The sequence below is a fragment of the Nocardioides sp. dk884 genome, from assembly GCF_009557055.1.
GTDB lineage: Bacteria > Actinomycetota > Actinomycetes > Propionibacteriales > Nocardioidaceae > Nocardioides.
In genome coordinates, this window is the sequence record NZ_CP045649.1 from 2289492 (window position 1) to 2304685 (window position 15194).

At 72.8% G+C, this 15194-nt stretch carries 15 protein-coding genes; 3 read left to right on the plus strand and 12 right to left on the minus strand.

Annotation, left to right across the window (positions count from 1 at the left end; all coding sequences use genetic code 11):
* The first annotated feature begins 89 nt into the window (after positions 1-89).
* On the plus strand, positions 90-2087 hold the full coding sequence (locus GFH29_RS11090) for a 3-hydroxyacyl-CoA dehydrogenase NAD-binding domain-containing protein (RefSeq protein WP_228387437.1): 1998 nt from the start codon (positions 90-92) through the stop codon (positions 2085-2087).
* A gap of 442 nt (positions 2088-2529) precedes the next feature.
* Here the strand turns inward: GFH29_RS11090 and GFH29_RS11095 are convergent, their stop codons facing one another.
* On the minus strand, positions 2530-3846 hold the full coding sequence (locus tag GFH29_RS11095; protein WP_153323628.1) for an HNH endonuclease signature motif containing protein: 1317 nt from the start codon (positions 3844-3846) through the stop codon (positions 2530-2532).
* A gap of 205 nt (positions 3847-4051) precedes the next feature.
* On the opposite strand from GFH29_RS11095, the gene GFH29_RS11100 reads away from it, so the two are divergent.
* Entirely contained in the window at positions 4052-4531 is a 480-nt protein-coding gene (locus tag GFH29_RS11100) for a hypothetical protein (RefSeq protein WP_153323630.1), read from the plus strand.
* A gap of 91 nt (positions 4532-4622) precedes the next feature.
* The gene (locus GFH29_RS11105) at positions 4623-5042 is read left to right on the plus strand and encodes a hypothetical protein (RefSeq protein ID WP_153323632.1); all 420 of its coding nucleotides are present in this window, start codon (positions 4623-4625) and stop codon (positions 5040-5042) included.
* A gap of 68 nt (positions 5043-5110) precedes the next feature.
* On the opposite strand, the gene GFH29_RS11110 is transcribed toward GFH29_RS11105, so the two are convergent.
* Genes GFH29_RS11110 through GFH29_RS11160 form a run of 11 tightly spaced genes read right to left on the minus strand, consistent with a single transcriptional unit; the run spans position 5111 to position 15165 of the window.
* Complete coding sequence (locus tag GFH29_RS11110) at positions 5111-5545, minus strand: type II 3-dehydroquinate dehydratase (RefSeq protein ID WP_153325752.1); 435 nt, start codon at positions 5543-5545, stop codon at positions 5111-5113.
* A gap of 5 nt (positions 5546-5550) precedes the next feature.
* Positions 5551-6669 (minus strand): 3-dehydroquinate synthase, encoded by a 1119-nt coding sequence (aroB, locus tag GFH29_RS11115; protein WP_153323633.1) that lies wholly within the window; start codon positions 6667-6669, stop codon positions 5551-5553.
* Positions 6666-7166: a shikimate kinase gene (locus GFH29_RS11120; RefSeq protein WP_228387438.1), complete on the minus strand. Its 501-nt coding sequence runs from the start codon at positions 7164-7166 to the stop codon at positions 6666-6668. The genes aroB and GFH29_RS11120 overlap by 4 nt, the downstream gene beginning before the upstream one ends.
* The gene (aroC, locus tag GFH29_RS11125) at positions 7163-8341 is read right to left on the minus strand and encodes a chorismate synthase (RefSeq protein WP_153323635.1); all 1179 of its coding nucleotides are present in this window, start codon (positions 8339-8341) and stop codon (positions 7163-7165) included. The genes GFH29_RS11120 and aroC overlap by 4 nt, the downstream gene beginning before the upstream one ends.
* A 40-nt stretch (positions 8342-8381) precedes the next feature.
* Positions 8382-9095 carry a prepilin peptidase gene (locus tag GFH29_RS11130; RefSeq protein WP_153323637.1) on the minus strand — a complete coding sequence of 238 codons (714 nt, stop codon included), beginning with the start codon at positions 9093-9095 and terminating at the stop codon, positions 8382-8384.
* Between the two features lie 5 nt (positions 9096-9100).
* Positions 9101-9931: a shikimate dehydrogenase gene (locus tag GFH29_RS11135; protein ID WP_153323639.1), complete on the minus strand. Its 831-nt coding sequence runs from the start codon at positions 9929-9931 to the stop codon at positions 9101-9103.
* Positions 9931-11091 carry an endolytic transglycosylase MltG gene (gene mltG, locus GFH29_RS11140; protein WP_228387439.1) on the minus strand — a complete coding sequence of 387 codons (1161 nt, stop codon included), beginning with the start codon at positions 11089-11091 and terminating at the stop codon, positions 9931-9933. The genes GFH29_RS11135 and mltG overlap by 1 nt, the downstream gene beginning before the upstream one ends.
* Positions 11092-11141: 50 nt before the next feature.
* Complete coding sequence (gene ruvX / locus GFH29_RS11145) at positions 11142-11612, minus strand: Holliday junction resolvase RuvX (protein ID WP_153323643.1); 471 nt, start codon at positions 11610-11612, stop codon at positions 11142-11144.
* Between the two features lie 3 nt (positions 11613-11615).
* On the minus strand, positions 11616-14294 hold the full coding sequence (gene alaS, locus GFH29_RS11150; RefSeq protein WP_153323645.1) for an alanine--tRNA ligase: 2679 nt from the start codon (positions 14292-14294) through the stop codon (positions 11616-11618).
* Positions 14294-14617 (minus strand): DUF6167 family protein, encoded by a 324-nt coding sequence (locus tag GFH29_RS11155; protein WP_153323647.1) that lies wholly within the window; start codon positions 14615-14617, stop codon positions 14294-14296. Before GFH29_RS11155 ends, alaS begins: the two co-directional genes overlap by 1 nt.
* Positions 14614-15165, minus strand: coding sequence for a hypothetical protein (locus tag GFH29_RS11160; protein ID WP_153323649.1), 552 nt, complete (start codon positions 15163-15165; stop codon positions 14614-14616). Before GFH29_RS11160 ends, GFH29_RS11155 begins: the two co-directional genes overlap by 4 nt.
* Positions 15166-15194: the final 29 nt, after the last annotated feature.

Sequence of the window (15194 nt, forward strand, 5' to 3'; positions counted from 1 at the left end):
GTGTCGACACTGACATCTCGTCCCTGCTGGCCCGCGCCCAGGAGATCTCCTCCGACGCCGAGCGGGTCACCCGCGCCCACCTGCGCAAGGTGACGCTGCCGGCCGCGCCCGGCACCGATGCCCCGGTGCTGGGCCTGATCACGCTGGACAACGGCGAGGACCACACCAAGCCCAACACCTTCGGCCCGCGCTCGCTGCTCGAGCTCAACACCGCGATCGACGCCGCGCTGGCCGACCCGGAGATCACCGCGCTCGGTGTCACCGGCAAGCCGTTCATCCTCGCGGCCGGCGCCGACCTCACCTCGATCGCCGGCGGCGGCCCCGACGCCGTACGGGTCGTGGCCGAGCTCGGCCACGCGGTGTTCCGCAAGCTCGGCGACGGCGGCAAGCCGTCGTTCGGCTTCATCAACGGCCTCGCGCTCGGCGGCGGCCTCGAGGTCGCCCTGCACTGCGACTACCGCACGGTCATGGACAGCGCCCCGGCGCTGGGCCTGCCCGAGGTCATGCTCGGCCTGGTGCCCGGCTGGGGCGGTGCCTACCTGGTGCCGAACCTCGTCGGCGCCGAGAACGCCGTGAAGCTGATCGTCGAGAACCCGCTCAACAACGGCCGCACCGTCTCCGGCAAGGCCGCCTTCAAGCTCGGTCTCGCCGACGCCTGCTTCTCCGGCGCCGACTTCCTCGAGCAGTCGCTGCTGTGGGCGGCCTCCGTGCTCCGCGGCGAGGTCACCGTCGAGCGGCCCGAGGTCGACCGCGGTGCCGCCTGGGACGACGCGGTCGCCCGCGGCCGTGCAATCGCCGAGGCCCGCACCGGCGGCGCCTCCCCCGCGGCCGCCCTGGCCGTGGACCTGATCGCGGCGGCGAAGGACCGCACCCGCGACGAGGGCTTCGCGGCCGAGGACGACGCGCTCGAGGCGATGGCGCGCACCCCCGAGCTGCTCGCCTCGCTCTACGCCTTCGACCTGGTGCAGAAGCGCGCCAAGCGCCCCGCCGGCGCCCCGGACCGCAAGCTCGCCCGCCCGGTCACCAAGGTGGGCATCGTCGGTGCCGGCCTGATGGCCAGCCAGCTGGCGCTGCTCTTCGTACGCCGCCTCGAGGTCCCGGTCGTGCTCAACGACCTCGACCAGGAGCGCGTCGACAAGGGCGTCGCCTACGTGCACGCCGAGATCGACAAGCTGCTCGCCAAGGGCCGCATCGGCCAGGACAAGGCGAACCGCCACAAGGCGCTGGTCTCCGGCACCGTGGACAAGGCGGCCGAGTTCGCCGACGCCGACTTCGTCATCGAGGCGGTCTTCGAGGACATGGGCGTGAAGAAGTCGGTCTTCGCCGAGGTCGAGAAGGTCGTCTCCCCCGAGTGCATCCTGGCGACGAACACCTCGTCGCTGTCGATCACCGAGATGGCCTCCGAGCTGGCCCACCCCGAGCGGGTCGTCGGCTTCCACTTCTTCAACCCGGTCGCGGTGATGCCGCTGCTGGAGATCGTGCGCGGGGAGCAGACCTCCGACACCGCGCTGGCCACCGCGTTCGCGACCGGCAAGGCGCTGAAGAAGACCACGATCCTGGTGCAGGACAGCCCGTCGTTCATCGTGAACCGCCTGCTGGGCCGGTTCATGAGCGACGTCAGCCGGATCGTCGACGAGGGCACGCCGGTGCAGGTCGTGGACGGCGCGTTCGCCGGGGTCACCCCGATGTCGCCGTTCACGCTCATCGCCCTGGTCGGGCCCGCGATCGCGCTGCACAACACCGAGACGCTGGCCGGGGCCTTCCCCGACCGCTTCTACGTCTCCCCCGCCCTCGAGCGGGTCGTGGCGGCGCGCAAGCCGGCGTACTTCGCCCCCGACGGCACCCTGGACCCCGAGGTCGAGGCGCTGCTCGAGAAGCCCGCCGAGCCGGTCGTGCTCGTGTCCGCCGAGGTCCGCACCCGGGTGCTCAAGGGCCTGGCCGACGAGGCCCGGATCATGCTCGACGAGGGCGTCGTCGCCGCGGCCGAGGACCTCGACCTGGCCATGATCACCGGCGCCGGGTTCTCGTTCTGGAACGGCGGCCTGACCATGCTGCTGGAGCGCGAGGACCTGGGGAAGTTCCACTGATCCCCCGCTGACGCATCACCTGCAGGGCGCCGGACCGCGAGGTCCGGCGCCCTGCAGCGTCTGGGGGGTGAGGTTCTCGGGGTAGTTCGTGACGTTGGGGACTGCTGACGCCGCCGCGGGACGGGCGACCCTCCTCCCCGATGGCGGTGCGCCTCTGACTATCCGCATCGTCGCGGAGTGACTCGGACGCGTCAGCTCCCTGGTCGCACGCGACGCAGCATCCCCCTCGTGCGCTACCGAAGGCGGCGGCTGCGGCTCGGGGCCGGCCAGCCTTGGACGCGGATGGTGCGTGGCTCGGCGGCACCCACGCAGCGCCAGCGCTGACGTCCCCGCCACCGGGCGTCGCCGAGCTGATCGCGTCGGTCAGCACCGGTGTCGCCAAGGCGCTCGTCGAGGTCACCGCGCCAGCCGACAACCTCGATCGACCTCCAGGGCTCGCGACCTACGGGTCGTCAGGCGGATCGCCGGCGAGGAGGCTGGTGGTGCCGTGGTCCTTCACCAGGTGAAGGCCGTGTGGTGATCGCCAGAGGTACGTCGCCGCGTCGGTCTTGTCATAGGTCCAGCCAGTGTGGGTCTTCGCCCGATGGTGACGCCGGCAGAGCGGAGCCAGATTGCACGAACAGGTCGGGCCGCCGCTCGGGCCCGCGCCATGGGCGGTGACGTGGTCGGTGTCGCAGCGACGGGCGGGACGTTCACACCACGGGAAGGCGCAGACCGGCTGCGTGAGACGGGCCTGGTCGACGAGGCGGTCGGGAATGGCGTAGGCGTCGGTGTGGTGATGGGCTTCGAGGTCGATGACCGGCTTGATGACGACCTGCGTCTGCGGGTTGGAGCACCAGTCGCGGACCTGGTCGGTCGACACGATCGACCGAGTCTCCTCGACGTGTGCGATGCCGGACTCGTCGCGACTGATCGCGGCGTGCGAGAGGTGCACGTGGATGACGACCTGGCGGGGCTTGACCACCGCTGCGGCGCCCTCACCCGCCTCCGCCCGGAGGTCGAAAGCGAGCTGGCGTCGGGCGAGCTCACCGGCCGCCATCGAGCGGCGTACGTCCAACGACTCGGTGGACCCGAGCGCGGCGAGATCCTCGGCGCCCTGGGAGATCGCGGTATTGAGGTCGATGGCGTCGGCGAGGTCGAGGACCCCTTCGACGTGGACGCTGCCGTGGCGGTTCGCCTCGTCAGTGCGGACATCGAACCGCCGGCCGTCAGCTGCGGCGAGGCGGTCCTTCTCCGCGCCCTCAGGGTCGAACGCGACTCGCGCCTCGTCGACGAGCCGCTCTATCCCCGCCCAGCTGGTCTTCCCCACGAAGTCGGCGAGCTGGCGGTCCACGAAGTCCGCGCCGTCCAGCGGCAGGGTGGCGGTCAGCTGCGCGAGCCGGCGGGCTTTCCAGAGCGGAACCTTGCCGGCGCGGACCAGCTTCCAGGTGCGCTTCAACCGGTGCGCGAGCTCCAGTGCGTCGCCGACCAGCGCTCGGGCGGAGTCGGTCGACATGCCGATCGCCGCGCCGAACTCCATGGGTGCGAACTCCGCCACCAGCGGCGTCCCCTCGCCAGCGAGCGGCACCGCGAGCTCGCCGAAGACCAGACCGGTGGCCGGCGCCGCGTCGGCGACCGACTCTTCGGGGTGCATCGCCGCCCACACCAGAGCGGCCTCCAAGACGTCGATCTCCGCCCGCTGGGCTGCCGCCCGGCGGCGTTGCGCGAACGCCAGCACGGCGGCTGGGGTGTCGCAGTCGGGGAGTTCGGGAGAGGCCATGCCTCATCCTACTCGAACGCACGTTCGAGGCAAAGGGTGCGAAGGTAAAACTGTGGAGCGCGACTCGTCGCCTGTCCACGCTGCTCGCCCAGCGGCATCGCCCAGACCGGCTGCCAATGGCGCTACCTCCCCGTCCTTCGGACCATGGACTCGGGTCTGGTCGCAGTTTCGCCGCTGGTCGCGCAACGGCACCTGGTTGCGGGCATTGACCGTGCTGCACGCGGCCGCGCGCCAACACGACGGGCGGACCGAGGAGACGCCCTCGATGGTCGTCATCGACACCCACCTGGCCCGTGGCGCGCCGAACAGTGGGTTCACCTTCCACGACAAGGGCGGCCCCTACGGCCGCACCGAGGGCACCAAGCGCGTCGTCGCAGTCGACGTGACCGGCCTGCCGGTCGGCGCGTTGGTGGTGCCCGCCTCGACCCACGAGGACCGGGCTAGCGAGCTGATGCTGGAGCACGTGGAGCACCAGGGCGTCACCGACCGGCTGGACCTGGTCCTGTGGGCGTGGCGAGTCGAGGTCGCCCACGGCCGGCTTGGGCGCTCCCGTCGCCTGGCGAGATCGTTCGAGAACACCACCACCTCAGCGACCGGTTGGCTACAGGTCGCCTGCATCGCCACCACGTTGCGCCACCTGTCGCGTGCGCGAGCTCACCGGCGCACACCTCAGCTCGCCGCGTGAGCGGGCTGGGAGGCGCCGGTCGATTCCCCCTTCAGAACCCCCGGCGACTCCGACGCGTCATAGTGATGACCGACAGATCGGAGGCGGTTCTATGTCGACGATGGCGCAGCGCGGAGCAGTGACATGGCGGCTCATCCTTGCCACTGCCTCCGCGATCGGGGTCGTCAGCGTGACTGCCTGGTACTTCTTCGGTCAGTCCGAGCCGACGCCTTGGAACAAGCCGGCGAGGGTAGACGGTGCAGTCGTGCAGCTGACCTACACCGGCAGCGAGTGCAGGGATGGCGCGCGGGCGGACGTTGACGAGGACCCGAAACGGGTCACCATCACCGTCAGGGAGACCGTCCGCGCGATGTCTTGCAGCGACGTGGGCGTCTCCTACGACATCCACGTACGACTGGACGCGCCGCTGGGGGACAGAGAGCTGGTTGATGGTGCGTGCCAGATGCCCAAGTACGCGCACTACATCGTCTGCGGGCAGAACAAGACGACCGTCGAGCCCATCTCCCGCTGAGCGACTCGCGCACCGAACGCACTTCCCAACGGCCCATTCACGCCGCCGCCGAATAGGGACACGCTCTCTCAGAGACGCGCCAGCACCTCGAGCGCCATCCGGTAGCCCTCGATGCCGTGCCCGGCGATCACCTCGACGGCGTGCGGGGTGACCACGGAGTGGTGGCGGAACTCCTCGGGCCGCGTCCGGGGGTCGGAGATGTGCACCTCGACCAGCGGGGCGGTGAGCTGGGCGCAGGCGTCGAAGACCGCCCAGGAGTAGTGCGTCCAGGCCGCGGCGTTGAGCACCACCGGCGTGGCCTCGTCGGCGGCGTCGTTGAGCCAGTCGAGCAGCAGGCCCTCGTGGTTGGTCTGGCGCACCTCGACCTCGAGGCCGAGGTCCGCGCCCCAGGCCACGCACCGCTCGACGAGCTCGGCGTGGGTGGTGGTGCCGTAGATCTCCGGCTGGCGCCGGCCGAGCCGACCCAGGTTGGGACCGTTGAGCACCAGCACCCGGCGGGTCACCCCGGTCATGCAGCGCCGCCGATCGCGGCGTACGCCGTGCGCAGGTCGGCCTCCGAGGGCCCGGCGAGGATCGTCGGGCGGGCGAGCTCGTCGAGCACGACGAAGCGCAGCTGCGAGCCACGCGACTTCTTGTCGACCTTCATCGTCGCGTGCAGGTCCTCGAACGGCGCGCCGTCGTACGTCGTGGGCAGCCCGACGCGCCCGAAGGCGGCACGGTGCCGGTCGGCGAGCGCGTCGTCGATGCGACCCGCGGCGCGGGCGAGCTCGGCGACGTACACGCAGCCGATCGCGACGGCCTCGCCGTGCCGGATCGCGTAGTCCGAGGCCCGCTCGATCGCGTGGGCCAGGGTGTGGCCGTAGTTGAGCGCCTCGCGGCCGGGGTGGCCGTCACGGCCGCCGGTCTCCTTGAGGTCCTCGACGACCACGCCGATCTTGACTCGGATGGCGCGCTCGACGAGCTCGCGCAGCACCGGGGAGTCAGCGGTGAGCTCGGCGGGGTCGGTGCTCTCGACCAGGTCGAGGATCACCGGGTCGGCGATGAAGCCGCACTTGATGACCTCGCCCAGCCCGGCGACGAGCTCCTCACGCGGCAGGCTGCGCAGCGTCGAGAGGTCGCACAGCACGCCGGCGGGCTCGTGGAAGGCGCCGACGAGGTTCTTGCCGGCACCGGTGTTGACGCCGGTCTTGCCGCCGACCGCGGCGTCGACCATGCCCAGCAGGGTGGTCGGCACGTGCACGACGCGGACGCCGCGCAGCCAGCAGGCCGCGACGAAGCCGCCGAGGTCGGTCGTCGCGCCACCGCCGACGGTCACCACCACGTCGGAGCGGGTGAAGCCCTTCTCCCCCAGCGCCTCCCAGCAGTCGTTCGCGACCGCGGCGCTCTTGGCGTCCTCGCCGTCGGGCAGGCCGAGCGCGAGCACGTCGTAGTGCTCCACCAGCGCGTCCGCGATCGGCTCGGCGAGGTGGCCGAGCTGGCCGGCGTACAGCAGCGCGACGCGCTGCACACCCTCGCCGAGGATGCCGGGCAACCGACCGGCGAGGTCGTGGCCGACCACCACGTCGTACGGCGAGGCGCCGCCGACGTGCAGGACGGTCTCGGAGGTGGGGTCGGGGGTGGTGCTCATGCGAGGGCCTCTCGGATCTCGGCCGCGACGTCCTCGGGGGTGCGGCCGTCGGTGTCGACGGTGATGGTGGCGACCGATTCATAGATCGGGGTGCGCTCGTCGAGCAGCGCCTTCACGCGGGCGCGCACGTTGCCGAGCAGCAGCGGGCGCCCGACGCCGAGTCCGACCCGCTTGACCGCGTCGGCGAGCCCGACGCGCAGGAAGACCACCCGGTGCCCGGCGAGCAGCTCGCGGGTCGCGGGGTCCAGCACCGCGCCGCCGCCGAGCGCCAGCACGCCGTCGTGGGTGGCCAGCGCGGTGGCGACGGCCTCGCGCTCCAGGGCACGGAAGTGTGCCTCCCCGGAGTCGACGAAGATGTCGCTGACCGAGCGGCCCTCAGTGGCCTCGACGTCGGCATCGGTGTCGCGCGCGGCGACCGCCCACTGCTCGGCGAGCAGCGCGGCGACGGTGCTCTTGCCGGCCCCCATGGGCCCGACGAGCACGACGCGCGGGCTCATCGGTAGCGCAGGTTCTCGAGGTAGGACTGCGCGTTGCGGCGGGTCTCGCCCACCGAGTCGCCACCGAACTTCTCCAGCACGGCGTCGGCGAGCACCAGCGCGACCATCGCCTCGGCGACGATGCCGGCAGCCGGGACCGCGCAGACGTCGGAGCGCTGGTGGTGGGCGGCGGTGGCCTCGCCGGTGGCGACGTCGACGGTACGCAGCGCGCGGGGCACGGTCGCGATCGGCTTCATCGCGGCGCGCACGCGCATCACCTCACCGGTGGTCATGCCGCCCTCGATGCCGCCGGAGCGACCGCTGACGCGGCGCAGGCCCTCGTCGGTCGAGACGATCTCGTCGTGGGCCAGCGAGCCGGGGGTCGCGGCGAGCTCGAAGCCGTCGCCGACCTCGACGCCCTTGATCGCCTGGATGCCCATCAGCGCACCGGCGAGGCGCGAGTCGAGGCGGCGGTCCCAGTGCACGTGGGATCCGAGGCCCGGCGGCAGGTCGTGGACGACGACCTCGACGACGCCGCCGAGGGTGTCGCCGTCCTTGTGGGCCTGGTCGATGCGCGCGACCATCGCGGCGCTGGTCTCGAGGTCGAGGCAGCGCACCGGGTCGGCGTCGAGGCGCTCGACGTCGCCGGGCTCGGGGAGCACACCGGCCGGGGCGCGCACACCGCCGAGCTCGATCACGTGGGACACCACGCGGACCCCGAGCGCCTGCTCGAGGAAGTTGGTGGCCACCCGGCCGAGGGCGACGCGGGCGGCGGTCTCGCGCGCCGAGGCGCGCTCGAGCACGGGCCGGGCGTCGTCGAAGTCGTACTTCTGCATGCCCGCCAGGTCGGCGTGGCCGGGCCGCGGCCGGGTCAGCGGCGCGTTGCGCGCGGAGCCCTCCAGCAGCGCCGGGTCGACCGGGTCGGCCGACATGACCGTCTCCCACTTGGGCCACTCGGTGTTGCCGACGTTGATCGCGACCGGACCGCCCTGGGTCCGGCCGTGACGCACGCCGCCGATGAAGGTGACCTCGTCTTGTTCGAACTTCATCCGGGCGCCGCGGCCGTAGCCGAGGCGACGCCGGGCCAGGGAGTCGCGCACGTCCTCGCTGGTGATCTCGACGTGGGCCGGGAGGCCTTCGAGGACAGCGACCAGGGAGGGGCCGTGGGACTCGCCCGCGGTGAGCCAACGCAGCATGGGCGCAGTCTTTCATGCCGGGTGCGCCGCCCCGGCACCGTCACCCGCTCGCGAGACCGGGCAGCACCAGCGGCCCGACCAGCACGCCCGCCAGCGCACCCGCGACCAGGAACGGACCGTACGGCGCGGCGCGACGCAGCACCCGCCGGTCGCGGCGGACGAGGGCCACGAGCAGACCCGGCACGGCGAACAGCACGAACCCGGCGTACATCCCGACGACGAGCTCGGCCCAGCCCAGCCAGCCCAGCGCGAGCCCGACCAGGGCGGCCAGGCGTACGTCGCCGAAGCCCATCCCGGCGGAGTGCACGCGCCACAGCACCCAGAAGAACGACCGCGCCGCGACCAGGCCGGCCAGGGGGCGGACCAGATCGGACGGCTCACCGAGCACCAGCGCGTCGAGGACGACCAGCACCAGCAGCGCGCCCGTCGCGGGGAGCACCACCAGGCGCGGCAGCAGCCGGGTGCGCCAGTCGATCACCGCGAGCGCCACGCAGACCGGGACCAGCGGCACCAGGCCCACCAGCGGCACCCTCCAGCCGACCCAGGCACCGACGAGTCCACCCGCGAGCGCCGACACGACGGCGGCGCGGGCACCGAGACCGGGGGTCGCCGCGATCGCTGCGTAGGTCTCCTTCGCCGGGTCCCCCGGCTCCGGCGCGCCCGCGGGCTCCGGGACCCGGGCGATCAGCGCCGGCACCAGCAGACCCCCGAGACCGGCGAGGACCGCCGCGAGCAGCCCCGCCAGCCCGGCCATCACGATCAGGCCCCGGCGCGCGCTACCAGCGCCTGCTCCCCCGCCGCGCGCATCTGCGCCAGCGGGGCGGGCCGGCCGGTGAACATCTCGAACTGCAGGACCGCCTGGTGCACGAGCAGGTCGAGCCCGCCGACCAGCGCCCGTCCGGACTCGAGGGCAGCGGCCGCGAGCGGGGTCGGCCAGGGCTCGTAGAGCGCCTCGAACACCGCGTCGGGCGCGGTGCAGCGAGCGAGCAGCTCCGGTGTCTGGGCGTCGGCCGGCACCGTCGAGACCAGCACCTCGCCGCTCGCGACGCCGTCGGCGAGCGAGCCGACGACGACCTCGGGGTCGGCGGGGTGGCGACGGATCGCGGCCACGGTCTCGGCCGCGCGCTCCGGTGAGCGGGCCAGCAGCGTCACCCGGGTCGCGCCGAGCTCGCACAGCGCCAGGCCGGTGGAGGCCGCGGTCGCCCCGGCGCCGAGGATCGTGGCGCTGTGCACCGGCCCGTCGTAGCGCTCGCGGACCGCCGCGACCGCACCCGGCAGGTCGGTGTTGTCGACAAGCGTGCGCTCGCCGCGCACCCAGGTGTTGGCCGCGCCGGCCAGCCGCGCGCGGTCGGTGACCTCGTCGGCCAGGTCGAGGACCTCGCGCTTGAGCGGCATCGTCAGCGACAGCCCACGCCAGGTCTCGTCGAGCCCGGCGAGGAACCCCGCCAGGCCGCCGGCCGGGACCCGGACCGCGTCGTAGGACCAGTCCAGGCCCAGCGCGGCGTACCCGGCGCGGTGCAGCGTCGGGGACAGCGAGTGCGCGACCGGATCGCCGAGCACCGCGCAGCGCATCCCCCTCCCGGCAGCCATCAGCACGCGTCGGAGGTCTTGCAGTACTCCTGGAACTCCGACTTGAAGGTCAGGAACTCGTCGTAGTCCTCGGTGAACTTGGTCTCGCCGGTGCGCAGGTCGACGGTGACGTAGAAGAACCACGGCCCCTCGGCCGGGGCCGCCGCGGCGGAGATGGCCTCGTCACCGGGCGCCTCGATCGGCCCGGGCGGCAGGCCCGGGTAGCGCCGGGTGTTGTACGGCGAGTCGACGGCGAGGTCCTCCGAGGAGATCGCCACGCCCAGGTTGCGACCCAGGGCGTAGTTCACCGTGGCGTCGATCTCGAGCTTGCCGTTGGTCGGGTAGCCCTCGGTCTCCAGGCGGTTGTAGATCACCCGGGCGATCTTCGGCATGTCCTCGCCACGGCCCTCCGCCTCGACCAGCGAGGCGATCGTCATCAGCTCGTGGGGGGTGTAGCCGAGCCGCTTGGCGGCGTCCACGAGGCCGGCGCTCTCGGCGGCCTGCTCCCAGCGGCGCACCATCGTGCGGATCATGTCGACCGGCTTGTCCTTCGGCCCGAAGGCGTACGTCGCCGGGAACAGGTAGCCCTCGGGGTTGCCGCCGGCATAGTCGGGCAGGCCGATCTTGCCGGGCTGGTCGAGGACCTTCTCGAAGGCGTCGGCGGAGAAGTCGGTCTTGTCGGCCAGGATCTTCACGATGTCGACGACCCGTAGGCCCTCGGGGATGGTGACCGCGGCCGAGACGATGTTGGAGGGGTCGACCAGCACGTCGACGACGTCGCTGGCCCGCATCTCCCGCTTCAGCTCGAAGTAGCCGACCTGGATGCCGGTGGAGTCGGGGTTGGCGTCCGCGGCGTCGGTGAAGGCGTCCACCGAGGCCACCACCCCGGAGTCCTTGAGGTTGCGGCCCATCTGCGACAGCGAGTCGCCCTGGGCGACCTCGAAGAGGACCTGACCGCTGCCGGGCCCCGGGTAGTCCTCGGGATCGGCGAAGAGGTCCTGGATCTTGCTCACGCCGGCGGAGACGCCCCAGTAGAGGCCTCCGACCACGACGACGAGCGCCACCAGTGCGGCGACGCAGCCGGGCACCCGGCTGCGCTCGCGGCGCCGGCGGCCGCCGGGGGCGTGGACCCGCGCTCCGGGCGTCTGGGCAGGCTCGTCAGAGGCCAGGTCGAGCGACAACAGGGAATCCCTGTCCTCGGGCGCAGCGTCTCGCGAGTCGTACGGCTCGGTCATCTCGTCTCCTCGACGATCTCGCCGGGCGCGTTCCCCGTCGCGCGCTCGGTGTCCAGTGCATGCTGCAGGATCAGGACAGCGGCGGCCTGGTCGACCACCGCACGGCGCTTGCTCCCGCTTCGCCCTCGGTCGCGCAGCATAGCCTCCGCGGACACCGTGGTGAGCCGTTCGTCGACCAGACGCACCGGTGTCGGCGCGATCCGGGCGGCGAGCGTGGCCGCGAACTCGCGGGTCTTCACCGCCGCCGGGCCCTCGCCGCCACCGAGCGAGCGGGGCAGGCCGACCACGACCTCGACGACCTCGGAGTCCTCGGCGATCTCCGCGAGGAGGCGCCGGATCCGGGCGAGGTCGCCCTTGCCGCGCCGTACCGTCTCGACGGGGGTCGCCAGGAACCCCGACGGGTCGCTGCGGGCGACCCCGATGCGCGCGTCACCGGGGTCGATGCCGAGGCGTACGCCGTGCCGCACGCCTCAGGCCCCGCTCACCGTCCGGGCGACGTCGGCGGCCACGACCCCCAGCGCCTCGTCGACGCGGCTGGTGTCGGTGCCACCGCCCTGGGCGACGTCGTCCTTGCCGCCGCCCTTGCCGCCGAGCAGCGGGCCGACCGCGCGGACCAGGCCGTTGGCGCTGAGCCCGCGCTCGCGGGCGGCCTCGTTGGTGGCCGCGACCACGGAGACCTTGCCGTCGGCCACGCCGATCACCACGACCACGGCCGGGCGTCCGGCGCCGAGCCGGCTGCGGATGTCCATGGCCAGGGTGCGGACGTCGCCGCCCCCGGCGCCGTCGACGCGGTGCGCGACGACCGCGACACCGTCGACGTCCTGCGCACCGGCGGCGAGCTCGCCCGCCGCGGCGAGGATCTGGGACAGGCGGGCCTTCTCGACCTCCTTCTCGGCGCTCTTGAGGCGCTCGACGAGCTCGGAGACGCGGCCGACGAGGTCGTCGGGCTGGGCCTTGAGCAGGCCGGTGAGCTGGCCGACGACGTCGCGCTCGCGGGCGAGGTAGGCGAAGCCCTCCAGGCCGGTGAAGGCCTCGATGCGGCGGTTGCCCGAGCCGACCGAGGACTCACCGGTCACCACGAGGGTGCCGATCTGGGAGGAGTGGTCGACGTGGGTGCCGCCGCAGAGCTCGCGCGACCAGGGGCCGCCGATCTCGACGACGCGAACCTTGGTGTCGTCGTAGGTCTCGCCGAAGAGCGCGATCGCGCCCCACTCCTTGGCCTCGGCCAGGGTCATGTACTGCCAGCCGACCGGGAGGTCCGCACGCAGCGCCTCGTTGGAGACCTGCTCGATGTCGCGCACCTGGGCCGGGGTGAGGCCCTGGGTCCAGCCGAAGTCGAGGCGCAGGTAGCCCGGGCGGTTGTAGGAGCCGGACTGCAGGGCGCTGGGGCCGAGCACCTGGCGCAGCGCGGCGTGCACGACGTGGGTGCCGGAGTGGGCCTGGCGCGCGCCGGTGCGCCACTCGGGGTCGACCTTGGCATGCAGGGCGCGCTCGGGGTCGAGCTCGCCCTCGAGCACGCGCACCTGGTGGACCACCAGACCGCGCACCGGGCGCTGCACGTCGAGCACCTCGAGCTTGCCGCCGTCGAACTCGATGACGCCGGCGTCGGCGGCCTGGCCGCCGGACTCGGCGTAGAACGGGGTGCGGTCGAGCACCAGCTCGCCGACCTCGCCCTCGGTGAGCGCGCCGGCGCGCTCACCGCCGCGCAGCACCGCGAGCGCGCGCGACTCGGTCTCGAGGGTCTCGTAGGCGAGCCACTCGGTCGGGCCGTGCGCGTCGAGGATGCCGCGGTAGACACCGGTGTCGGCGTGCTGGCCCTTCTTCGCGCGGGCGTCGGCCTTGGCCCGCTCGCGCTGCTCGGCCATCAGGGCGCGGAAGCCGGACTCGTCGACCTGGAGACCGGCCTCGGAGGCCATCTCCAGGGTCAGGTCGATCGGGAAGCCGTAGGTGTCGTGCAGGGCGAACGCCTTCGCGCCGGCCAGCGTGGTCGACCCGCTGCTGCGGACCTCCTGCGCGGCCTGGTCGAAGATCTGGGTGCCGGCCGCGAGCGTCTTGCGGAACGCGTCCTCCTCGGCGTACGCGACCCGCGAGATCCGCTCGAAGCCGCTCTCCAGCTCGGGGTAGGACACCTTCATCTTGCTCATGCTCACCGGCAGCAGCTCGGGAAGCGCCCGGTCCTCGAAGCCGAGCAGGCGCATCGAGCGGACCGCGCGACGCAGCAGGCGACGCAGCACGTAGCCGCGGCCCTCGTTGCCAGGGGTGACGCCGTCGCCGATCAGCATCAGCGCGCTGCGCACGTGGTCGGCGACCACGCGGAAGCGGACGTCGTCCTGCTCGTCGGCGCCGTACGCGCGCCCGGTGAGCTCGCTGGCGCGCTGGATGACGGGGAAGACCTCGTCGATCTCGTACATGTTCTGCTTGCCCTGCAGCAGGTAGGCCACCCGCTCCAGGCCCATGCCGGTGTCGATGTTCTGCGCGGGCAGCGGGCCCTCGACGTCGAAGTCGTCCTTCGCGCGCACCGCGCTGAGCGACTCCTGCATGAAGACCAGGTTCCAGATCTCCAGGAACCGGTCCTCGTCGGCGTTCGGGCCGCCGTCGGGGCCGTACTCCGGGCCGCGGTCGACGTAGATCTCCGAGCACGGGCCACCGGGACCGGGCACCCCCATGTTCCAGTAGTTGTCCTTGAGGCCGCGCTCCTGGATCCGCTCGTCGGGCAGACCCGCGACCTCGCGCCACAGCTGCTTGGCCTCGGTGTCGGAGGGCAGCACGGTGACCCAGATCTTCTCCGGGTCGAAGCCGAGGCCGCCGTCGGCGACGGAGCCGGTGATCAGCTCCCAGGCGAAGCGGATCGCGCCTTCCTTGAAGTAGTCGCCGAAGGAGAAGTTGCCGCACATCTGGAAGAACGTGCCGTGGCGGGTGGTCTTGCCGACCTCCTCGATGTCGAGGGTCCGCACGCACTTCTGCACGCTCACCGCGCGGTCGTACGGCGCGGTCTCCTGGCCGAGGAAGTACGGCTTGAACGGCACCATGCCGGCGTTGACGAACAGCAGGTTGGGGTCGTCGAGCAGCAGCGAGGCGGACGGGACCACGGTGTGGGCGTGCCGCTCGAAGTGGGCGACGAACCGCCGTCGGATCTCCGCGGTCTCCATCAGGGGGTGCCTCTCTCTAGCTCTGCTGTCTCGGGACGGGTGTCCAGGGATTGGGGTGTCGGTGCGGCCGGCTGGGCGCTCGGACGGGGAGGGGCCAGCGCGCGCGGGCCGGTGTCGGTCAGGCCGAGCCGCTCCCGGACGACGGGCTCGGCCTCGGCGGCGCCCTGCGCGACCTCCTGGCGCAGCAGGCGCGCCCCGGCCACCAGACCGTTGACGCGGTCGCGCATGCCGTCGGGGCTCAGCGCCTCGGCGGCGCGGCGCCCGCGCACCGCGGCGTACAGACCCGCGCCGGCGCCGGCGACGAACCACAGGCCGCGACTCACGAGGCTACCTCGACGTCGTCGGCCTGGTCGGCGAGCGCGGCGCGTTGGTGGGCGCGATAGAACGCGATCGCCTCGCGGGCCTCGACGCGGCGCTGCTTGCGCGAGCGCTTGACCTCGCGCTTGTACTCGAAGCGGATCCGGTTGCGTGTCTCGGGCGCCAGTGCGCGGCGTACGCCGGCGGCCAGCGTCGCGCCGCGTACGACGCTCTCGCGCAGCACCAGGTCGGCGAACATCCGGGCGGGCACCGTCGGCGCGGGCTGGATCCGCTCGACCGCCGTCCCGTCACCCGCGTCCCCGGCCGGCTCGTCACCGAGCCGGGTGATCACGAACTCGTGGTCGTCGCGGGTGACGTGCTGCGGCGCGGCCGCGCGGGCCAGGGCCTCGACCTCGGCGCGCAGCGCCTCGGTCTCGGCGCGCGCCGCTGCCAGGTCTGCCGCCGTGCGCCGGCGCCCCCGCACGAGGGTGAGGAGCAGACCGACGAGCAGCACCACGACCACGACGACCATGGCCACGACGGCCCCGGCCGGGGCGTTCCACTGCTCAGTCACAGTGGAGGACCCTATCGCGCACGGACTCG